Genomic DNA, 19,940 nt, shown 5'->3' on the forward strand with positions numbered 1-19,940 from the left:
GCTGAACCGCGAACAACCGGAGTGTCATCGCCTGGGAAGTCGTACATAGACAGAAGTTCACGAACTTCCATTTCTACCAGTTCCAGCAGCTCTTCGTCATCAACCATGTCACATTTGTTCAGGAACACGATGATGTAAGGAACGCCAACCTGGCGACCCAGCAGGATGTGCTCACGCGTCTGAGGCATAGGGCCGTCAGTTGCAGCAACAACCAGGATCGCGCCGTCCATCTGAGCAGCACCAGTGATCATGTTTTTCACGTAGTCGGCGTGCCCTGGGCAGTCAACGTGCGCGTAGTGACGGCTTGGGGTGTCATATTCAACGTGTGAAGTGTTGATGGTGATACCACGAGCTTTTTCTTCTGGTGCGTTATCGATCTGGTCGAATGCGCGTGCAGAACCGCCGTAGGTTTTAGCCAGAACGGTAGTGATTGCTGCAGTCAGGGTAGTTTTACCGTGGTCAACGTGGCCGATAGTACCAACGTTAACGTGCGGTTTTGTACGTTCAAATTTTTCTTTAGACACGGCTATATTCCTTACTCTTGTGCTCTCCCTTCATAGAGAGAGCACGGGATCATTGTGTTTAAACCAGTGGCTTATTTGCCACGAGCTTCAATAACGGCCAGGGCCACGTTATTTGGCGCATCATCATACTTCAGGAATTCCATGGAGTAAGATGCACGGCCTTTGGTCAGTGAACGCAGCTGAGTTGCATAACCGAACATTTCGGAAAGCGGAACTTCAGCATGAATCACAACGCCAGTAGCGTTAGATTCTTGGCCTTTCAGCATACCACGACGACGGCTAAGGTCACCGATGACGTCACCGGTGTTCTCTTCCGGAGTTTCTACTTCAACCTTCATGATCGGCTCAAGCAGAACTGGTTTCGCTTTCTTAAAGCCATCTTTGAAGGCGATAGAAGCGGCCAGTTTAAACGCCAGCTCGGAGGAGTCGACATCATGGTAAGAACCGAAGTGCAGACGCACGCCCAGATCGACTACCGGATAACCCGCCAGTGGACCAGACTTCAGCTGTTCCTGGATGCCTTTGTCAATCGCGCCGATGAATTCACCAGGAATTACACCGCCTTTGATTTCGTTGACAAACTCGTATCCTTTCGGATTCGTGCCAGGTTCTAATGGGTACATGTCGATCACAACGTGACCATACTGACCACGACCACCAGACTGCTTAGCGTGTTTACCTTCAACATCGGTAACTTTCGCGCGGATAGCTTCACGGTATGCAACCTGCGGCTTACCGACGTTAGCTTCAACGTTAAATTCACGACGCATACGGTCAACCAGGATATCCAGGTGAAGCTCACCCATACCTGCGATGATTGTCTGGCCAGATTCTTCATCAGTCCAAACGCGGAATGATGGGTCTTCTTTTGCCAGACGGCCCAGAGCCAGACCCATTTTTTCCTGGTCAGCTTTGGTTTTTGGTTCTACCGCAACGGAGATTACCGGCTCAGGGAATTCCATGCGTTCCAGGATAATCACATTATCCGGATCACACAGGGTATCACCTGTAGTCACGTCTTTCAGACCGATCGCAGCAGCGATATCGCCCGCACGAACTTCTTTGATTTCTTCACGCTTGTTAGCGTGCATCTGAACGATACGACCCAGACGTTCACGCTGAGATTTCACTGGGTTAAATACAGTGTCACCTGAATTGACGAGACCGGAATAAACACGGAAGAACGTCAAGTTACCCACGAATGGGTCAGTAGCGATTTTGAACGCCAGAGCAGAGAACGGCTCTGAATCGTCAGAATGGCGAACTGCCGGAGTGTCTTTACCGTCGTCCAACAGACCGTTGATAGCTTCAACGTCAGTCGGTGCTGGCAGATACTCAACAACAGCATCCAGCATTGCCTGTACGCCTTTGTTTTTAAACGCAGAACCACAGGTAACCAGGATGATTTCGTTGTTCAGAACGCGCTTACGCAGAGAAGTTTTGATCTCTTCTTCAGTCAGCTCTTCGCCACCAAAGAATTTCTCCATCAGCTCATCAGAGCCTTCAGCTGCGGACTCAACCAGTTTCTGACGCCATTCTTCAGCCAGTTCTTGCATGTTGGCAGGGATTTCTTCGTATTCGAAGGTAACGCCCTGATCAGCTTCGTTCCAGTTGATAGCTTTCATCTTCACCAGGTCAACAACACCGGTGAATTTCTCTTCCGCGCCGATTGCCAATTGCAGTGGCACCGGAGTTGCGCCCAGACGTTTTTCAATCTGGTCAACAACTTTCAGGAAGTTAGCACCCATACGGTCCATTTTGTTAACGAACGCGATACGAGGAACTTTATATTTGTTTGCCTGACGCCATACGGTCTCAGACTGTGGCTGAACACCACCAACAGCACAGTAAACCATTACCGCGCCATCAAGAACACGCATGGAACGTTCAACTTCGATGGTGAAGTCAACGTGCCCTGGGGTGTCGATGATGTTGATGTGGTGTGGTTCGAACTGCTTAGCCATACCTGACCAGAAACAGGTGGTCGCAGCGGACGTGATGGTAATACCACGTTCCTGCTCCTGTTCCATCCAGTCCATGGTGGCTGCGCCATCATGCACTTCACCGATTTTGTGGTTTACACCGGTGTAGAACAGAACACGTTCGGTAGTGGTTGTCTTACCGGCGTCGATGTGAGCACTGATACCAATGTTACGGTAGCGCTCAATGGGTGTTTTACGAGCCATTTGATTCCTCTATAACTAGGACGTTCAAGTTCAGTTAACCCAAGCGGGTTGGCTTCTTGAAGCGCCCGCTTGGTTAGCATAACTACAGCGAAGTGATTACCAGCGGTAGTGGGCGAACGCCTTGTTGGCTTCAGCCATACGGTGAACGTCTTCACGTTTCTTAACTGCAGTACCTTTGTTCTCTGCAGCATCAGAAAGTTCGTTCGCCAGGCGGAGAGCCATGGATTTATCACCGCGTTTACGAGCAGCTTCAACGATCCAACGCATTGCCAGAGCATTACGACGAACCGGACGGACTTCAACTGGAACCTGATAAGTAGAACCACCTACGCGGCGGGACTTAACTTCGACAGTCGGACGAACGTTGTCCAGAGCGACTTCGAAAGCTTCCAGGTGGCCTTTACCGCTACGTTGAGCCAGGGTCTCAAGAGCAGTGTAGACGATTGCTTCTGCAGTAGATTTTTTACCATCTACCATCAGAATGTTTACGAATTTTGCCAGCAGTTCGGATCCGAACTTAGGATCTGGCAGGATTTTACGTTGACCAATGACGCGACGACGTGGCATGGAAATACTCCGTTGTTAATTCAGGATTGTCCAAAACTCTAAGAGTTTATTTTGACAGTAAAGTGAAAATGTTTGGCCTTACTTAACGGAGAACCATTAAGACTTCGGCTTTTTAACGCCGTATTTAGAACGAGATTGCTTACGATCCTTAACGCCTGAACAGTCCAGCGCGCCACGGACGGTGTGATAACGCACACCTGGCAAGTCTTTTACACGACCGCCACGGATCAGGATCACGGAGTGTTCCTGCAGGTTATGACCTTCACCGCCGATGTAGGAGGTAACTTCAAAACCGTTAGTCAAACGCACACGGCAGACTTTACGCAGTGCGGAGTTTGGTTTTTTAGGGGTGGTAGTATATACACGAGTACATACGCCACGTTTCTGCGGGCAAGCTTCCAGCGCTGGAACGTTGCTTTTAGCAACCTTCGTAGAGCGTGGTTTGCGTACCAGCTGATTAATTGTTGCCATTAAAAAGCTCCTGGATTTTGGTTCATAAACTACTTTGTAAACGCGTGATAAATCGCCCCACAAAAAGCATTAGCTAATATGGGGACGCAGAATTTTAGGGCTGACCTAAGAGGGTGTCAAGAAATATACAGCACATCGTTGATTCACCATGCTGTTTGCTGGGTGTGTTTCTCAGTCAGCGCGACGAATCCAGTATAGTCGATCAACGTTATTTTGTGCGAAATTTGACCAACCAATCCTCTGGCCGCCAGATCCTCGCTGAGGACATAGACTGACTGAACATGCTGACTCAGCAGTTCACAGGCTTCACTGTCATGGAGTGCCGCGAGTACTCCATCCTGCATCAGCAAAAGCGCGTCATCCGATGCAATCATCTTAAGAAGCAATGAAAAATCACAATGTTGCGGAGAACTGGAAAGGGTAAAAAGCATGGGATTTCCTGATTTAAAACGTCATCACCACATCGTAACTGGCCAGCCGGTCGCGGATTTCAGCCACAGACAGCGGCTCAACGTCCAGCACCCATTCATGCCCGGCAGATAAACCGCGAGCCTTCAGCGACTCGGTGCAGATAAAGCACTGGTCGACATCATAAAGGGGCAGCACACCGAACGTGGCGATATAATTACGGGCCAGAATTTTTTCAGGCTGCTGTGCAGGCATCAGCTGAAAAACGCCGTCTGCCATAAAAAAGACGCCGATATCTTCGGTAAGCGCTGAGGTGGCAAGCAGCGCATCGAGACCTTCGCGCCCGGCGGAAGAACCGTGCGGTCCTTGCGTGAATATAAACGCTACCTTCTTCATTATTGTTCTCTGCAATAGCACATCAGAACTGCACCATACGGTCACAGGTCAGCGAAGCTTCAGCAAGGCTGCCCAGGCCGGTCAGATGGAAACCCGGTTGCAGGTTAGTCTGACCGTGCCCCTGATTATGGGCTTCCGTTTCGTCAATCACACCGCGACGCAAAGCCGCAGCAACACAAACATTCAGCGCCACCTGATGATCGGCTGCCATTCTCTGCCAGGATCTCACTAAATCGAATTCATCGGAGGCTGGCGCAGAAAGCAGGTTGCCGTTCAGTACGCCTTCGCGATAGAAAAAAACGCTGTCGAGCTGATGCCCGCTCGCAATGAGCGCCAGTGCGAACTGATACGCCGCACTGGCTTGCTGAGTTCCATACGCCGGACCGGTTACCAAAAGGCAGTAGCGGAGCTTCAACGTTCGTTCCCCACCAGGTCACCACTTTTAAACTGGCGGATATATAGATATACCGTGTGCTTAGAAATATTCAGACGGTCAGCCACCTGATTAATGGCATCTTTAATATCAAAAATACCTTTTTCATAGAGATTCAGCACAACCTGACGGTTCTTCGCATTGTTAGAAACATTGCGGTCCGCATTCACTTCTTCAATGGTGAATTCCAGCGTCTGAGCGACCAGATCGTCAACCGACGACGCGAAGTTCACCGAAGAAGCGACTTCCTGCGTTTCCGGCGGCATGAAGGTCTGAATGATCTGCGAGAAAGGCACATCAAGATTCATGTTGATGCACAGCAGCCCGATGACACGCTGCTCACGGTTGCGGATGGCGATAGTCACCGACTTCATCAGCACACCGCTTTTAGCACGGGTGAAATAGGCTTTGGAGACATTGCTGTCAGCACCGGTCATGTCATGTAACATGCGCAGCGCGAGATCCGTAATCGGTGAGCCGATTTTGCGGCCGGTATGTTCGCCATTGGCGATGCGAACCGCAGAGCATTTCAGATCTTCCAGTGAATGAAGAACAATTTCGCAGTGCTCACCAATCAGCATAGCAAGCCCGTCCACCACGGCCTCGTATGAAGACAAAATTTCATGGTCGACCTGGCTGAAAGGACGTTGGTCCAGCAAATCCAGATCGCCGGTTTCGCCAGTTATAAGCGAATTAGACATCGAAGCTACCACCCTCTATATCGCGCCTTCCAACGGGAGTCAGAGCGCATTATTCATCGTTCCAGGGTCGTTACTGTATCAAAAGTACAGAAAAAACGGCCTTGCGAGTATATGGATCTGTGACGTTATGCCGGGCAGACAAAAGCGTCAAGTTATCATCATAGAGTAACCGCAATAAAATGAGGGGCTGGTTCAAATAAAAGTTACTGACGAAAAAAAACCGCCGCATTAAGCGACGGTTTCATGCAGCAACTGTGCGGTAGCTTAGTTAGCTTTCGGCGCAGCTTCGGCTTCAGCAGGTTTTTCAGCAGCTTTTGGATCAGCTTTTGGCGCTGCTTTCACGTCCAGCAGTTCAACATCGAACACCAGAGTGGAGTTAGCCGGGATCCCCGGGACGCCAGTTTTGCCGTAAGCCAGTTCTGGTGGGATGACCAGCTTGATTTTGCCGCCTTTCTTGATGTGTTTCAGGCCTTCGGTCCAGCCTGGGATAACACCGTCAAGACGGAAGGACAGTGGCTCGCCACGAGTATAAGAGTTATCGAACTCAGTCCCGTCGGTCAGGGTGCCTTTGTAGTTAACAACAACGGTATCGCTGTCTTTCGGCGCTGCGCCGGTACCTGGTTTCTCTACCTGATACAGCAAACCAGATTCAGTTTTCTTCACGCCTTTTTCTTTGGCGAAATCAGCACGGAATTTGTCGCCTTTGTCAGCGTTAGCTTTAGCGTCCTGCTCCATTTTAGCCTGTGCAGATGCTTTCACACGGCCTTCGAAGGTTTGCAGAGTTTGCTCGATTTCCTGGTCAGACAGTTTGCTTTTGTTTGCAAACGCGTCCTGAACACCGGCGATCAGCTGGTCTTTATCGAGTTTGATGCCCAGTTTTTCTTGTTCTTTCAGTGAATTGTCCATGTAACGGCCCAGAGATGCACCCAGTGCATACGCTGCCTGCTCGTCATCACTTTTGAACTTGGTCTTATCTGTTGCTGCCGGTGCAGCTGCAGCGGCTGGCGCAGGGGCAGCAGCGGCCGGTGCTGTGGCTTCAGCAGCCATAACCTGAGTGGCATTCAGGGCGATCGCCATGGTGGTTGCCAGCAGAGTTACTTTAAACAGTGATTTCATCCATTTCTCCAAGACCAGAAGTGTGTGACCTCTGGTAATAATTACGAAAGTTCGGCGGTTACTATAACTGTCCGTCTCACGACAAAACAATCTCTATACACGCCATTAGCGTCTTATTCCGACCTTTTTTGCATCAATTAGTTTCCTAAAATTATCAGGGCGTACAGATAAAGCGCCGCAGGTCAGGCAATCAGGCGGGTTTACGGGTAGAATCGCCGGTCTACAATACAGAATGAGGTTCCGGTCAGCGCTCAATCTGAGAGGCTTGGGACGCACAATGAGGGAATGATGATGGACTCAAACACCGTTGAACAACGTCTGGAGATGCTGGAGAACAAGCTGGCTTTTCAGGAAATTACTATCGAAGAGCTCAATCTGATCGTCACCCAGCATCAGCTGGAAATGAGCAGATTGCATGATCACCTGCGCCTGCTGACAGACAAGCTTCGCGCCAGTCAGCCGTCAATGATTGCCGATCAGTCGGAAGAAACGCCGCCGCCGCATTATTGATGCTGTTTCGACGCAACAAAAAGGCGCCCTTCCGGCGCCTTTCGTTTTTATCGCTTTGCAGGCAAAGTGATCAGTGGCAACCACAGCCGCCGTTGCCGCCACAACCGCCTTTTTTACCGTGATCATGACCGTGGTCGTGATCATGGTCGTGGCCGTGACCACCGCAGCAACCGTCACCGTGTTCATGGTCGTGACCATGATCATGGCCGTGTTCGCCGTGAACGTGGCCGTGAGCCAGTTCTTCTTCAGTCGCTTCGCGGATAGCAACAACTTCAACGTGGAAGTTCAGATCCTGACCCGCCAGCATGTGGTTACCGTCAACCACAACGTGGTCGCCGTCAACTTCAGTGATTTCGACAGGAACCGGGCCCTGATCGGTGTCAGCCAGAAAACGCATGCCAACTTCCAGCTCGTCAACGCCCATGAAGACGTCTTTCGGTACGCGCTGAACCAGGTTTTCGTCGTAGTTTCCGTAAGCGTCGTTTGCGCCTACATGCACATCGAACACATCACCAACAGCGTGACCATCAAGTGCAGTTTCCAGACCGGAGATCAGGGAACCATGGCCGTGCAGGTAATCCAACGGTGCGCTCACCGGAGATTCGTCAACCAACACACCGTCTTCTGTACGTACCTGATATGCCACACTGATGACCAGGTCTTTTGCTACTTTCATGATAACTCCTACCGTTGGATACTCAATTTGTTGTCTGCGAACGTTTCGGGAACGATCGCTACTTCGCTTAAGGTTAATTCAGTGACGGCGTCTTTTGGATGAGATCATCCTGAAAATCACCGCCGGATAAATTTGGCGAAGAGTGTAGCGGAAATCCGCGTCTCTGTACTGAACAGCATAAAAAAACGCGAGCGATAACGCTACTTCGGATCGAAAATACCAATCACCTGCTCTTCCGGGCGCAGCTTCTTACTGACCTGCGCGTCGGTCTGCCGCTGGTGGTGTCCGCACTTCACGCACTCCACCACTTCGACCTGATCTTCCTGCCATAAAGCCAGTGTATCCATCGCCTTACATTTCGGACACACCGCACCAGCGATGAAACGTTTACGGGTAGACGCCATGTTAATTCTCCTGAAATTTTCGACATTGCTTCCGGTCATTTTTCATTCAGACGGCACAAAAAATTTTCGTCTGCCGGACTATTCATCATCGTCCCAGCCGTCAAGCTGACGCCGTTCGTTGTGCATTTCGCTCTGGAAGATATCTTCCAGCTCACGCCGCGCTTCTTTCACGCGGGAAATCTGCGCCACGTCGCCGCGGTTTTGCGGCACCAGTTCACGCAGCATCCGCATATCAAGACGGCGGAAATGCTGCTGAGCACGGTAGGCGCTGTGCGGATGCATGCCCAACGTCACCAGCGCCTTTTTCCCTAACTCCAGCGCACTGGAAAACGTCTCGCGGGAGAAGTTCGCCACACCGGCCTGCAACAACTCATGTGCTTCAACACGCCCCCGGGCGCGGGCAAGAATATTCAGATGCGGAAAATGCTGCTGGCAAAGATGCACGATGGTCATCGTATCTTCCGGCTCATCGCAGGTAATCACGATCGACTTCGCTTTTTCCGCGCCAGACGCCCTGAGCAATTCCAGTTCAGTTGCATCGCCGTAATACACTTTGTAGCCATAAGTCCGCATCAGCCCGACAGCGCTGATATCGCGCTCCAGCACGGTAATCCGCATTTTGTTCGCCATAAGCAGACGGCCAATCACCTGCCCGAAACGCCCGAACCCGACAATAATCACCTGCGGTTCATCATCCTGCACAAAGTGTTTTTCATCGCTTTCTTCACCGTCGTTGTAGCGGCGAACCAGAATGCGATCCACCCACTGCATCAGCAGCGGCGTGGTCATCATTGATAACGTCACCACCACCAGCAACAGCGAAAGCTGCGAGGAAGAAATGACTTTCTGCGCCCCCGCAGCCGAGAACAGTACGAAGGCAAACTCCCCTCCCTGACTGAGAACGGCAGAAAACTGCAACCTAACCGACGTCCGCAATCCAAAAATCCGCGAAAGCGCGTAAAGCACAGCGCCTTTGACGGTCACGAGAATAATGACGCCCGCCAGCACCAGCAGAATATGGGTGTAAAGCACGCCGAGATTGAGCGCCATGCCGACGGAAATAAAGAACAGCCCGAGCAGTAAACCCTTAAACGGCTCTATCGCGATTTCCAGTTCGTGCTGATATTCACTTTCGGCCAGTAAAATACCGGCGATGAACGTTCCGAGCGCCATCGAAAAGCCCAGCGTATCCATAAACAGCGCGGAACCGAGGACCACGAGAAGCGCCGCCGCCGTAAAAACTTCGCGAACGCCAGAGGCCACAATCAGCCGGAAGATTGGCCGCAGCAGATAGCGCCCGCCGATTAACATGCCGCCGAAAGCCAGCACTTTCATGCCGATCATTTCCCAGTTATTGCTGCCTTCAGAACCGCCCGCCAGAATAGGGATCAGCGCCAAAGCCGGGATCACCGCGATATCCTGAAACAGCAGCACGGCAAAACCCAGCTGACCGCCTTCATTACGCGTCATGCCCTTGTCGCGCATCAGCTGCAACGCCATCGCCGTTGATGACATCGCCAGACCGATGCCGCCGATCACCGCCGCCTGCCAGGAGAATTTCGTCAGCCACAATAAACCGCCGAGCACCAGCGCGGTCAGAATCACCTGCCCGGCGCCGACGCCAAAAATTTGCCGCCGCAGCGCCCACAGCTTCCCCGGATTCAGCTCCAGCCCGATGATAAACATCAGGAACACTACGCCCAGCTCGGAGAAATGCAGAATTTCATCGACGTCGCGGATAAAGCCCAGCCCCCACGGGCCGATGGCGATCCCGGCCAGCAAATAACCGAGCACCGCGCCAATCCCTAAACGCTGGGCAACAGGAACTGCAACCACGGCCGCGAATAAAAACAGCAAGATCGCGGCGGGTAAATTTGAACCGTCCATCAGGCAATCCCTCCGTTCGGCAGCGGGGATTTCAGCCATTCGCCATAAGCTTCGGCGTGGCTTTGCAGCACATCGGGTTTCTGACGGCGCGCCCAGTAAATGATAATCGGCGTCATCCAGTGCATATGGCACATCGCCGACGTCAGCTCGAACGGACGCATAATGTCGGACATCGGGTAACGGTTATATCCGCCCGCTTTATACGCCCCTTCCGGCTCGCCGGTGGTCACAACCGAACGCCAGTATTTTCCGTTCAGCGCATTCCCGCCAGCACCACTGGCAAAACCGCGCGCCAGAACGCGATCCATCCACTCTTTCAGCAGCGCCGGGCAACTGTAGGTATAAAGAGGATGTTGGAAAACAATCACTTTGTGGTCGCGGAGCAATTGCTGCTCGCGATGAATATCAATAAAAAAATCAGGATAGTGAGCGTACAAATCATGCACAGTGACATGTTCGAGCTGCTGGGCTTGTTGCAGTAAAACGCGGTTGGCGACCGAATCGGGTGATTCCGGGTGAGCGTAAAGCAGCAAAACCTTTGGTGGCTGCGACATCAATACCTCCAAAGCGTCGTCAGGGTGCGGTTTTTCCGTTACCATGCTTCGCAAAGACTAAATGGGACGCGATACGTCTTGTTTAAATCATTATCATGACAATTTAACATACTCTCAACACGGCGCTTTATGATTGTTTTCTCCTCCTTACAAATCCGACGCGGCACCAATGTGCTGCTCGACAACGCGTCTGCGACTATCAATCCCGGCCAGAAAGTCGGATTGGTGGGCAAAAATGGCTGCGGTAAATCCACCCTGATTTCCCTGTTAAAAGGTGAAATGAGCGCCGATGCCGGCAACCTGACGTTTCCGTCTAACTGGGCGCTGGCCTGGGTGAATCAGGAAACGCCAGCGCTTGACGAGCCGGCGATAGAGTATGTTATCGACGGCGATCGCGAATTTCGTCAGTTAGAATCCGAATTACAGCACGCCAATGAGCGTGATGATGGCCACGCTATCGCCACACTGCACGGCAAGCTCGATGCGATTAATGCCTGGACGATCCCGGCGCGTGCCGCCAGCCTGCTCAGCGGTTTAGGCTTTACCCAGAATCAGTTGCAGCAACCGGTGAAATCCTTCTCCGGTGGCTGGCGTATGCGCCTGAACCTGGCGCAGGCGCTGATTTGTCGTTCTGATTTACTGCTGCTTGATGAACCGACCAACCACCTGGATTTAGACGCCGTCATCTGGCTGGAAAAGTGGCTGAAAGGCTATAACGGGACGCTGGTCCTGATTTCCCATGACCGCGATTTCCTGGATCCGATTGTCGATAAAATCCTGCATATCGAACAGCAATCGCTGAACGAATACACCGGCAACTACTCGTCTTTCGAACGTCAGCGTGCGACCAAATTGTCGCAACAGCAGGCATTGTTTGAAAGTCAGCAGGAAAAAGTGGCGCATCTGCAAAGTTATATCGACCGTTTCCGTGCGCAGGCGACCAAAGCCAAGCAGGCGCAAAGCCGTATCAAAATGCTGGAACGCATGGAACTGATTGCACCGGCACACGTCGACAATCCTTTTCATTTTAGCTTCCGTTCGCCGGAAAGTTTGCCCGATCCGCTGCTGCGTATGGAAAAAGTCAGCGCCGGTTATGGTGACACCACCATTCTGGAGTCGATCAAACTGAATCTGGTGCCGGGATCGCGTATCGGCTTACTGGGCCGTAACGGTGCCGGTAAATCGACGCTGATCAAACTGCTGGCCGGTACCATGCCGCCGCTTCAGGGCGATATCGGTCTGGCGAAAGGCGTTAAGCTCGGTTACTTCGCCCAGCATCAGCTGGAGTTTTTACGTGCTGAAGATTCACCGTTGCAACATCTGGTGCGTCTGGCGAACAAAGAAACCGAACAGCAGTTGCGCGATTATCTCGGCGGATTTGGTTTCCACGGCGACAAAGTCACTGATCCGACCGGGCGTTTCTCCGGCGGCGAAAAGGCGCGTCTGGTGCTGGCGCTCATCGTCTGGCAGCGCCCTAACCTGCTGCTGCTCGATGAACCGACCAACCACCTGGATCTCGATATGCGTCAGGCGCTGACCGAAGCCCTGATCGACTTCGAAGGCGCGATGGTTGTTGTCTCGCATGACCGTCACTTACTGCGTTCGACTACCGACGATTTGTATCTGGTTCACGGCGGCAAAGTGGAACAGTTCGACGGCGATCTGGAAGATTATCAGCAATGGCTGGTGGATATTCAGCGTCAGGAAAGCCAGCAGGATGCACCGGCCAAAGACGGGGGCGTGAACAGCGCGCAGTCGCGTAAAGATCAGAAGCGCCGCGAAGCCGATTTCCGCAACCAGACTCAGCCGCTGCGTAAGCAAATCACCAAACTTGAAGCGCAGATGGAAAAACTCAGCACTGAGCTGGCGACCATTGAAGAGCGTCTGGCCGATTCCGCGATTTATGACAACAGCCGTAAAGTCGAACTGACCGAATGTCTGCAACAGCAGACCAAAGTCAAAGGCGCGCTGGAAGAAACCGAAATGACCTGGCTCGATGCGCAGGAGCAACTGGAAGAAATGTCGAAAGCACTTGATCTCGACTAGTTGTTTTGTAAACCATCATTTATGAAAAAGGAGCCGCGAGGCTCCTTTTTGCATTGCATCTCAGTGCCAGATCAACAATACGCAGGCCGCGGTGAGAATACCCATCGCGATGTTAAAGGTGTACCACGCGCGCTTACTGCGCAGCAGGCGACCAATCACCGTACCGAATCCGAGCCAGATAATCCCGGAAACCAGATTCACCAGGAACATCCCGAGGCTGATACCGGCAATCGAATGGTTGTATGCCTCGCCCGCCAGACTGAAACTGGCAACCGCGCCAAGTCCCATCAGCCAGGCTTTCGGGTTGAGGAATTGCAACAGCCAGCCCTGATATAAACGGATTGGCTTCGGTGGCGGTGCGCCGGTTTCCAGCGTTTCATAGGCAGACGTGGCAATTTTCCACGCCAGCCACAGCAGATACAGGCTCCCGGCAATTTTGAGGAAAAGGTGTAACGCCGGATAAACCGTAATCAGCCCGCCGACACCGAAGGCCACCAGCAGCAAAATACTTTGCATGCCGAGCATAATGCCCACCATCAGCCAGATTGAGCGGAAAAAACCGAAGTTAGCGCCAGACGTGGTTAACAACATATTGTTCGGGCCTGGGGTGATAGCAGCGACCCATAAAAATCCGAGCATTGAGAAAAATAAACCGAGTTCCATTTAATTTGGGTACTCCGACCCGAAAGATGTGCGATAGCATTGAAGCTAACAGCGTGATATTGATCGCACAAGAGCCTCTTAAGAGAAATTTATTCATCTTATGGTTGAATCCTTTCGTCCCCTGCGCGGGGCCAGTAATCCGCACATCCAGACGCTGTTACCGCGTCTGGTGCGCCGTCATGCAAAGCTCAAACCTCACTGGCAAAGACTGGATACGCCGGACGGCGATTTTCTGGATCTCGCGTGGAGTGAAGATCCGGAAAAGGCGCGGCATAAACCACGCATGATCTTGTTTCACGGGCTGGAAGGCAGTTTTTACAGCCCGTACGCTCACGGATTATTACAGGCGTGGAAAGACAAAGGCTGGCTCGGCGTCGTGATGCATTTTCGCGGATGCAGCGGCGAACCCAATAAACTTCAGCGGATTTATCATTCCGGCGAAACCGAAGATGCCCGTTTTTTCATCCGCTGGCTCAATGAAACTTATGGCGAAGTGCCGACCGGTGCCGTAGGCGTTTCGCTCGGCGGCAATATGCTGGCGTGTTATCTCGGGCAGGAAGGCGAAAATTGCACTCTCCAGGCGGCGGTTGTGGTATCTGCACCACTGATGCTGGAACCTTGCGCCTACCGGCTGGAACAAGGTTCATCAAGGATTTATCAACGATATTTACTCGACCAGCTCAAAGGTAATGCCTCGCGCAAACTGGCAAAATATCCGGGAACACTGCCCGTCACGCTGTCGCAGTTGAAAGCCATGCGCCGTATCCGTGATTTCGATGATGCCATCACCTCAAAAGCGCACGGTTTTACCGACGCGCTGGATTATTACCGCCGGTGCAGCGGTATGCCGCTGCTGGCGCAGGTCAGAACGCCGTTGCTGATTATCCACGCCAAAGACGATCCGTTTATGACGCCGGAAGTCATCCCGAAAGCAGAAGATTTACCGGCTTGCGTGGAATATCAGTTAACAGAACATGGCGGGCATGTCGGCTTTGTTTCCGGCAGCCTGCGACACCCGAAAATGTGGCTGGAACAACGCATTCCGGCCTGGATCGCCCCGTATTTAGAATCAAAGACAAAGGAAGCATTAAAGTGATTATCCCCTGGCAGGAACTGGACGCCGAACTGCTCACCAGTGTGGTGGAATCTTTCGTATTGCGAGAAGGCACCGATTACGGTGAGCAGGAACGTTCTCTGGAGCAAAAAGTCGATGATGTTAAACGCCAGCTGAAAAGCGGCGAGATTGTGCTGGTCTGGTCAGAATTGCATGAAACGTTAAATATCATGCCCCGGGGCCAGTTCCGCGCCGGGCATGAAGAAATGCCGCAGGACTGGTGATCTCACCCCACTTTCAGCCCAAGCTCACCGGAAATCGCGGCCGCGGTTTCCTTCAGCGGTTTCAGCAGGGCTTCTTCGCCGATCACGCCGAGTTTTGCCGTCGAGAGTGAAATCGAGACGGCGTACGTCACGCGCCGGTGGATATCAAACACAGGCACCGCCAGACAGGATACGCCAAGCTCATTTTCTTCCCTGTCCATCGCCAGGCCCTGTTCGCGGATCTGTGCCAGCTCTTTGTCCATCTCTTTCAGGCTGACAATCGTATTGCGGGTCAGCGGCTGGATCTGTTCGCTGTGACTTTCCCAGTAAGCCGGCACGTAATCCTGATGCCCGTATGCCATGTAGATTTTGCCCATCGCCGAGCAATACAGCGGCATATGCTGGCCAATGTAGGCGCGGGTTCGCAGCATTCCGGTGGTCGGTTCCAGCTTGTAAATCAGAATGGCGTGGTCGTCTTCCCGGCTGGAGAAATTAACGGTTTCGCCAGTCGCGATATTCAGTGCTTCAAGATGGGGCGCGGCGACGTGGATAATATTCAGGGAAGACAGTGACTTCTGGCCGACAGAAATAAATTTGGTGGTTAAGCGATAACTTCCTGCCGCCGGAGCAGGCGTGACATAACCGCAGGATTGCAGCCCCTGAAGTAAACGGTGAACCGTGCTTTTATTCAGTTCCGCCAGTTCAGAAAGATGCGCCAGCGGGCAGCCGTTCGGGTAATTGCTGAGGATTTCGATCAGCTGTAACCCACGGAACAGGCTCTGACTTCCTGCCGGTTTATCTTTGCCCTGTTCGTTCTCTGCGTCTTTCATACCTTGAAGAATTCCCGTTGTGCCGATGGCGTTTCAATCCTGAACCGATGGTATAGCAAACTTCCTTCACACGCGAAATAACTCCTTTTCCCTGCCTGCTTTTTGACTTGCCTAAAATGTGTCCTTCATCACGAACCGGACATGAATTTTTTATCCAACTGATTTTAAAGCGTTTTAAAAATACCCGGATGGATTGTTATCCGTACCGGACAAGAGTAGATTTTTGAAATCAGATTCCACATAGTGAAATATAGAGATCTAAAAACAACCAAACATTTAACAATCTCACCGGAGAAAGGTATGAAACTGAGCTTTGAAACGTTGCAAAAGGAGTTCAAAAGGGTGCTTATCGCGCGCCACGTCAAACCTGACGTCGCAGATGAATGCGCCACGATGTTTGCCCAAACCACAGAGTCCGGCGTGTATTCCCACGGCGTAAACCGTTTCCCGCGCTTCATTCAGCAACTGGATCAGGGTGACATTCACCCGGACGCCGTGGCGAAGAAAATCCTGTCGCTGGGCGCCATTGAACAGTGGGATGCGCAGCGCTCAATCGGCAATCTGACGGCGAAAAAAATGATGGATCGCGCCATCTCTCTGGCCTCCGACCACGGCATCGGGCTGGTGGCGTTACGCAATGCCAACCACTGGATGCGCGGCGGAAGTTACGGCTGGCAGGCGGCAGAAAAAGGTTACATCGGGATTTGCTGGACGAACTCCATCGCGGTTATGCCACCGTGGGGCGCAAAAGAATGCCGCATCGGCACGAACCCGCTGATCGTCGCCATCCCCGGCTCGCCGATCACCATGGTGGATATGTCGATGTCGATGTTCTCCTACGGCATGCTGGAAGTGAACCGTCTCGCAGGCCGTGAACTGCCGGTCGACGGCGGCTTCGACGACAACGGCCAGCTGACCCGCGAGCCCGGCGTTATAGAAAAGAACCGGCGCATTTTGCCGATGGGCTACTGGAAAGGTTCCGGTTTATCCATTGTGCTGGACATGATTGCCACCCTGCTTTCCGACGGCGCGTCCGTGGCGGAAGTCACCGAAGACAACTCGGATGAATACGGGATTTCGCAGATTTTCATCGCCATCGAAGTTGACCGCCTGATTGACGGCGCGACCCGCGATGCAAAACTCCGGCGCATTATGGATTACGTCACCACCGCCGAACGCAATAATCCGGACGAAGCCGTGCGCCTGCCGGGCCACGAATTCACCCGCCTGCTGGCAGAAAACTGCCGCAACGGGATCACCGTCGATGACAGCGTTTGGGCGAAAATTCAGGCCTTATAAGGAGCTGGCTCATGATATCCGGACATATCAGCAACCCGAATCCCTGTACGTTTCCCGCAGCGATTGAGAAGGCACTGAATTTTCTACGCACCACGGATTTTCGCGCTCTGGAAACCGGCGTCGTCGAAATTGAAGGCAGGGATATTTATGCGCAGATCCTCGATCTGACGACCAAAGAGAAAACGGAAAATCAGCCCGAAGTTCACCGTCGTTATATTGATATTCAATTTTTAGCCTGGGGCAATGAAATTATTGGTTATGCCGCCGACCGGGGGAATAATCTAATATCTCAGTCATTGCTTGAAGAACGAGACATTATTTTTTATCACGACATGGAAAACGAATCCGAAATTATCATGACTCCGGGAACCTACGCCATATTCTTCCCGCAGGATGTTCACCGTCCGGCGTGTATTCATCATACCGTCAGTAATATCCGAAAAATTGTCGTCAAAGTAAAAGTGGATAAACTCGGGTAACCGTCAGGATAAAACAGTTCGGGAAGACAGTTAATTCAATGGGGAAATATCTATGCAAAAGCATGCAGGCTTTATTGTCGGCGCTTATCCTTGTGCGCCCTCTTTTCATCAGCGAAATGAAAATGAAGAAAGCGAATTCTGGCGCAAGCTGGCCGATATTCCGGGGATCCGTGGAATAGAACAACCTTGTCTTGAAACGTTACATCCGTATGGCGATGAATGGCTATTCCGCCATCTGCCTGACGAGTGGGACATCGTGGTGACCGGGGTGATGGAAACCATGCGCAGGCGCGGAACCTTGCCGGGCTTCGGGCTGGCGTCCGAAGACGTTGAACAACGCCGCGCCTGTATCGGCTATTACCGCCACATTTTCGAAAAGGTTGATCAGACCAATACGCGCGTTGGCAGAAACAAAGTGCTGGCCGTGGAGTTGCAGTCCGCGCCGCTGACTGGCACACAAAATGTCAGTCTTGCCGCACGCTGTTTTACGGAGTCCCTGAAGGAAATCCTGAGCTGGGACTGGCCGTGCGGGCTGGTTATCGAGCATTGCGATGCGCTGGATAAACCGGCTTCACGCAAAGGTTTTCTGCCGCTGACGCACGAACTGACGGCGATTGCTGAGGCCAAAGCTTACACCGGGAAAACGGCCGGAGTGTGTATCAACTGGGCGCGTTCCGCCATTGAAGGCCGCAATACGTCCCTGCCGCTGGAACATCTGCAAATCAGCCAGCAGGCCGGTGTTCTTCAGGCGCTGATGTTCTCGGGCACCACCCGCGAAGGTGTTTATGGCGACTGGCAAGATCTGCACGCACCGTTTGCGCCATTTGCAGGCAGTGAAGCGGGATGTCAGGAAAGCCTGATGACCGTCGATATTGCCGCCGAAATGTTCCGGCACGCACCACCGGAATCCCTGAACTTCTCGGGAATTAAATTACTGGAAATTAATGCCAGCGCCGGCGTGGATCATCGTATTGCTATTTTGCAGGACGGTATTAAGGCCATGAATCTGGCAATCAATAAAAAATAACAATCATAAAATAGCAACATCTTATTTTACACCACATCCCTTTTTTCTGAGGGGAAACCCGCTCGTCTGTTAAACGGGCTCTGTAACTCATTATTAAGGTAATAAGTTATGAATAACAACTCTGACACTCTGCAAAGCAATCGTTCATTAAAAGAAATACCCAAACAGCGCTGGCTTAGAATTATTCCACCAATCCTGATTGCCTGTATTATCTCTTATATGGACAGGGTAAATATTGCCTTTGCCATGCCGGGCGGAATGGACGCTGAATTAGGCATTACCGCATCAATGGCCGGGCTGGCTGGCGGCATATTCTTCCTCGGGTATTTATTCCTTCAGGTACCCGGCGGGAAAATCGCGGTTCACGGCAGTGGTAAGAAATTCATCGGCTGGTCACTGGTTGCGTGGGTCATTATTTCGATTCTCACCGGCCTGGTCACCAATCAGTATCAGCTGCTCTTCCTGCGCTTCTCGCTGGGCGTTGCAGAAGGCGGCATGTTGCCGGTCGTACTGACGATGATCAGCAACTGGTTCCCCGATGCCGAACGCGGCAGGGCGAACGCGATTGTGATCATGTTCGTGCCCATCGCCGGGATCATCACCGCTCCCCTCTCCGGCTGGATCATCAGCGCACTCGACTGGCGCTGGCTGTTCATCATTGAAGGGTTGCTTTCCGCCGCCGTTCTGGCGATGTGGGTGCTGACCGTTTGTGACCGCCCGCAGGAAGCGCGCTGGATTTCGCCCGAAGAAAAAAACTGGCTGATATCGACGCTGGCCGCCGAACAGAAAGCCATTGCGGGGAAAGAAGTCAGAAACGCCTCGCTCGGCGCGGTGCTGGCCAACCGGACGATGTGGCAGCTTATCGCCCTGAATTTCTTCTATCAGACCGGCATTTACGGCTACACCCTGTGGCTGCCGACCATCCTTAAAGAGCTGACACATTCCACTATGGGCCAGGTCGGCGTCCTCGCGATCCTGCCTTACATCGGCGCCGTGGCGGGCATGCTGCTGTTCTCCTCGCTGTCTGACCGCACCGGCAAACGCAAATTGTACGTGTTCCTGCCCCTCCTGGGCTTTGCAGGCTGCATGTTCCTGTCGGTGATGCTGAAAAACACCGTCTGGCTTTCGTATGCCGCGCTGGTTGGCTGCGGTTTCTTCCTGCAATCCGCCGCCGGAGTTTTCTGGACCATTCCCGCCAAGCTTTTCAGCGCGGAAATGGCCGGTGGCGCACGCGGTGTGATTAACGCGCTGGGCAATCTGGGCGGATTCTGCGGGCCGTATGCCGTCGGTTTGCTCATCACGTTCTACAGCAAAGATGCCGGTGTTTATTGTCTGGCGGTCTCGCTCACGCTGGCGGCACTGATGGCATTGCTGTTGCCCGCACGGTGTGACGTTCCGGCGCAATCGGCGAACAAATTACCCGACAGCCGTCCGACAGCAGCCTGA

General features: G+C 52.5%; 23 protein-coding genes. 8 read left to right on the forward strand and 15 right to left on the reverse strand.

Going from position 1 to position 19,940, the window contains the following annotated elements; all coding sequences use genetic code 11:
- The 9 genes from M2403_RS20505 to fkpA all read right to left on the reverse strand — a co-directional run.
- A partial coding sequence (locus M2403_RS20505) for a GTP-binding protein (RefSeq protein WP_259230725.1) occupies positions 1–524 on the reverse strand: 524 nt, incomplete at its 3' end.
- Between the two features lie 71 nt (positions 525–595).
- Positions 596–2,710 (reverse strand): elongation factor G, encoded by a 2,115-nt coding sequence (gene fusA, locus M2403_RS20510; protein WP_152327473.1) that lies wholly within the window; start codon positions 2,708–2,710, stop codon positions 596–598.
- A gap of 96 nt (positions 2,711–2,806) precedes the next feature.
- A complete protein-coding gene (rpsG, locus tag M2403_RS20515) occupies positions 2,807–3,277 on the reverse strand; it encodes a 30S ribosomal protein S7 (protein ID WP_005969574.1) in 471 nt (156 codons plus the stop codon).
- 96 nt (positions 3,278–3,373) lie between these two features.
- Positions 3,374–3,748, reverse strand: coding sequence for a 30S ribosomal protein S12 (gene rpsL / locus M2403_RS20520; protein ID WP_013573668.1), 375 nt, complete (start codon positions 3,746–3,748; stop codon positions 3,374–3,376).
- A gap of 143 nt (positions 3,749–3,891) precedes the next feature.
- Positions 3,892–4,179, reverse strand: coding sequence for a sulfurtransferase complex subunit TusB (tusB, locus tag M2403_RS20525; protein ID WP_165061129.1), 288 nt, complete (start codon positions 4,177–4,179; stop codon positions 3,892–3,894).
- Positions 4,180–4,192: 13 nt separating this feature from the next.
- Positions 4,193–4,552, reverse strand: a complete 360-nt coding sequence (gene tusC / locus M2403_RS20530; protein ID WP_152327475.1) for a sulfurtransferase complex subunit TusC — start codon at positions 4,550–4,552, stop codon at positions 4,193–4,195.
- Positions 4,553–4,574: 22 nt separating this feature from the next.
- Positions 4,575–4,967, reverse strand: a complete 393-nt coding sequence (tusD, locus tag M2403_RS20535) for a sulfurtransferase complex subunit TusD (RefSeq protein WP_218523150.1) — start codon at positions 4,965–4,967, stop codon at positions 4,575–4,577.
- The gene (locus M2403_RS20540) at positions 4,964–5,686 is read right to left on the reverse strand and encodes a transcriptional regulator (protein WP_165061123.1); all 723 of its coding nucleotides are present in this window, start codon (positions 5,684–5,686) and stop codon (positions 4,964–4,966) included. The genes tusD and M2403_RS20540 overlap by 4 nt, the downstream gene beginning before the upstream one ends.
- A 264-nt stretch (positions 5,687–5,950) precedes the next feature.
- Complete coding sequence (gene fkpA, locus M2403_RS20545; RefSeq protein WP_101077417.1) at positions 5,951–6,802, reverse strand: FKBP-type peptidyl-prolyl cis-trans isomerase; 852 nt, start codon at positions 6,800–6,802, stop codon at positions 5,951–5,953.
- 291 nt (positions 6,803–7,093) lie between these two features.
- On the opposite strand from fkpA, the gene M2403_RS20550 reads away from it, so the two are divergent.
- Entirely contained in the window at positions 7,094–7,312 is a 219-nt protein-coding gene (locus M2403_RS20550; RefSeq protein ID WP_112288598.1) for a protein SlyX, read from the forward strand.
- A 70-nt stretch (positions 7,313–7,382) separates the two neighbouring features.
- Here M2403_RS20550 and slyD read toward each other — a convergent pair whose 3' ends face one another.
- The 4 genes from slyD to kefG all read right to left on the reverse strand — a co-directional run bounded on the left by slyD (position 7,383) and on the right by kefG (position 10,833).
- Positions 7,383–7,988, reverse strand: coding sequence for a peptidylprolyl isomerase (gene slyD / locus M2403_RS20555; RefSeq protein WP_152327477.1), 606 nt, complete (start codon positions 7,986–7,988; stop codon positions 7,383–7,385).
- 200 nt (positions 7,989–8,188) lie between these two features.
- Entirely contained in the window at positions 8,189–8,392 is a 204-nt protein-coding gene (locus M2403_RS20560; RefSeq protein ID WP_104923594.1) for a YheV family putative zinc ribbon protein, read from the reverse strand.
- A 78-nt stretch (positions 8,393–8,470) separates the two neighbouring features.
- Positions 8,471–10,279 (reverse strand): glutathione-regulated potassium-efflux system protein KefB, encoded by a 1,809-nt coding sequence (gene kefB / locus M2403_RS20565; protein ID WP_152327478.1) that lies wholly within the window; start codon positions 10,277–10,279, stop codon positions 8,471–8,473.
- Positions 10,279–10,833 carry a glutathione-regulated potassium-efflux system ancillary protein KefG gene (gene kefG / locus M2403_RS20570; protein WP_101077422.1) on the reverse strand — a complete coding sequence of 185 codons (555 nt, stop codon included), beginning with the start codon at positions 10,831–10,833 and terminating at the stop codon, positions 10,279–10,281. The genes kefB and kefG overlap by 1 nt, the downstream gene beginning before the upstream one ends.
- A 129-nt stretch (positions 10,834–10,962) precedes the next feature.
- Between kefG and M2403_RS20575 the strand changes: the two genes are divergently transcribed.
- Positions 10,963–12,879 carry an ABC transporter ATP-binding protein gene (locus tag M2403_RS20575; protein ID WP_259230733.1) on the forward strand — a complete coding sequence of 639 codons (1,917 nt, stop codon included), beginning with the start codon at positions 10,963–10,965 and terminating at the stop codon, positions 12,877–12,879.
- Positions 12,880–12,939: 60 nt separating this feature from the next.
- Here the strand turns inward: M2403_RS20575 and M2403_RS20580 are convergent, their stop codons facing one another.
- On the reverse strand, positions 12,940–13,542 hold the full coding sequence (locus tag M2403_RS20580) for a LysE family translocator (protein WP_152327480.1): 603 nt from the start codon (positions 13,540–13,542) through the stop codon (positions 12,940–12,942).
- Positions 13,543–13,642: 100 nt separating this feature from the next.
- Here M2403_RS20580 and M2403_RS20585 point away from each other — a divergent pair, with 100 nt between their 5' ends.
- Entirely contained in the window at positions 13,643–14,638 is a 996-nt protein-coding gene (locus tag M2403_RS20585) for a hydrolase (RefSeq protein ID WP_259230734.1), read from the forward strand.
- On the forward strand, positions 14,635–14,880 hold the full coding sequence (locus M2403_RS20590; protein ID WP_165061109.1) for a YheU family protein: 246 nt from the start codon (positions 14,635–14,637) through the stop codon (positions 14,878–14,880). Before M2403_RS20585 ends, M2403_RS20590 begins: the two co-directional genes overlap by 4 nt.
- A 2-nt stretch (positions 14,881–14,882) precedes the next feature.
- Here the strand turns inward: M2403_RS20590 and M2403_RS20595 are convergent, their stop codons facing one another.
- Entirely contained in the window at positions 14,883–15,689 is an 807-nt protein-coding gene (locus tag M2403_RS20595) for an IclR family transcriptional regulator (RefSeq protein ID WP_152327483.1), read from the reverse strand.
- Between the two features lie 300 nt (positions 15,690–15,989).
- Here M2403_RS20595 and yiaK point away from each other — a divergent pair, with 300 nt between their 5' ends.
- From yiaK to M2403_RS20615, 4 genes are all read left to right on the forward strand, one after another.
- On the forward strand, positions 15,990–16,988 hold the full coding sequence (gene yiaK, locus M2403_RS20600) for a 3-dehydro-L-gulonate 2-dehydrogenase (RefSeq protein ID WP_259230737.1): 999 nt from the start codon (positions 15,990–15,992) through the stop codon (positions 16,986–16,988).
- A gap of 11 nt (positions 16,989–16,999) precedes the next feature.
- Positions 17,000–17,467 carry a YhcH/YjgK/YiaL family protein gene (locus tag M2403_RS20605; RefSeq protein WP_259230739.1) on the forward strand — a complete coding sequence of 156 codons (468 nt, stop codon included), beginning with the start codon at positions 17,000–17,002 and terminating at the stop codon, positions 17,465–17,467.
- A gap of 52 nt (positions 17,468–17,519) precedes the next feature.
- Complete coding sequence (locus tag M2403_RS20610) at positions 17,520–18,494, forward strand: DUF4862 family protein (protein WP_259230740.1); 975 nt, start codon at positions 17,520–17,522, stop codon at positions 18,492–18,494.
- A 108-nt stretch (positions 18,495–18,602) separates the two neighbouring features.
- On the forward strand, positions 18,603–19,940 hold the full coding sequence (locus M2403_RS20615; RefSeq protein ID WP_259230742.1) for an MFS transporter: 1,338 nt from the start codon (positions 18,603–18,605) through the stop codon (positions 19,938–19,940).

Origin of the sequence: Rahnella sp. BIGb0603, assembly GCF_024808755.1 — a bacterium.
Lineage (GTDB): Bacteria > Pseudomonadota > Gammaproteobacteria > Enterobacterales > Enterobacteriaceae > Rahnella > Rahnella contaminans.

Coding starts and splice junctions, on each gene's coding strand:
- fusA (WP_152327473.1), bottom strand. CDS start 2,710: ATGGCTCGTAAAACACCCATTGAGCGCTACCGTAACATTGGTATCAGT.
- rpsG (WP_005969574.1), bottom strand. CDS start 3,277: ATGCCACGTCGTCGCGTCATTGGTCAACGTAAAATCCTGCCAGATCCT.
- rpsL (WP_013573668.1), bottom strand. CDS start 3,748: ATGGCAACAATTAATCAGCTGGTACGCAAACCACGCTCTACGAAGGTT.
- tusB (WP_165061129.1), bottom strand. CDS start 4,179: ATGCTTTTTACCCTTTCCAGTTCTCCGCAACATTGTGATTTTTCATTG.
- tusC (WP_152327475.1), bottom strand. CDS start 4,552: ATGAAGAAGGTAGCGTTTATATTCACGCAAGGACCGCACGGTTCTTCC.
- M2403_RS20540 (WP_165061123.1), bottom strand. CDS start 5,686: ATGTCTAATTCGCTTATAACTGGCGAAACCGGCGATCTGGATTTGCTG.
- fkpA (WP_101077417.1), bottom strand. CDS start 6,802: ATGAAATCACTGTTTAAAGTAACTCTGCTGGCAACCACCATGGCGATC.
- M2403_RS20550 (WP_112288598.1), top strand. CDS start 7,094: ATGGACTCAAACACCGTTGAACAACGTCTGGAGATGCTGGAGAACAAG.
- slyD (WP_152327477.1), bottom strand. CDS start 7,988: ATGAAAGTAGCAAAAGACCTGGTCATCAGTGTGGCATATCAGGTACGT.
- M2403_RS20560 (WP_104923594.1), bottom strand. CDS start 8,392: ATGGCGTCTACCCGTAAACGTTTCATCGCTGGTGCGGTGTGTCCGAAA.
- kefB (WP_152327478.1), bottom strand. CDS start 10,279: ATGGACGGTTCAAATTTACCCGCCGCGATCTTGCTGTTTTTATTCGCG.
- kefG (WP_101077422.1), bottom strand. CDS start 10,833: ATGTCGCAGCCACCAAAGGTTTTGCTGCTTTACGCTCACCCGGAATCA.
- M2403_RS20575 (WP_259230733.1), top strand. CDS start 10,963: ATGATTGTTTTCTCCTCCTTACAAATCCGACGCGGCACCAATGTGCTG.
- M2403_RS20580 (WP_152327480.1), bottom strand. CDS start 13,542: ATGGAACTCGGTTTATTTTTCTCAATGCTCGGATTTTTATGGGTCGCT.
- M2403_RS20585 (WP_259230734.1), top strand. CDS start 13,643: ATGGTTGAATCCTTTCGTCCCCTGCGCGGGGCCAGTAATCCGCACATC.
- M2403_RS20595 (WP_152327483.1), bottom strand. CDS start 15,689: ATGAAAGACGCAGAGAACGAACAGGGCAAAGATAAACCGGCAGGAAGT.
- yiaK (WP_259230737.1), top strand. CDS start 15,990: ATGAAACTGAGCTTTGAAACGTTGCAAAAGGAGTTCAAAAGGGTGCTT.
- M2403_RS20605 (WP_259230739.1), top strand. CDS start 17,000: ATGATATCCGGACATATCAGCAACCCGAATCCCTGTACGTTTCCCGCA.
- M2403_RS20610 (WP_259230740.1), top strand. CDS start 17,520: ATGCAAAAGCATGCAGGCTTTATTGTCGGCGCTTATCCTTGTGCGCCC.
- M2403_RS20615 (WP_259230742.1), top strand. CDS start 18,603: ATGAATAACAACTCTGACACTCTGCAAAGCAATCGTTCATTAAAAGAA.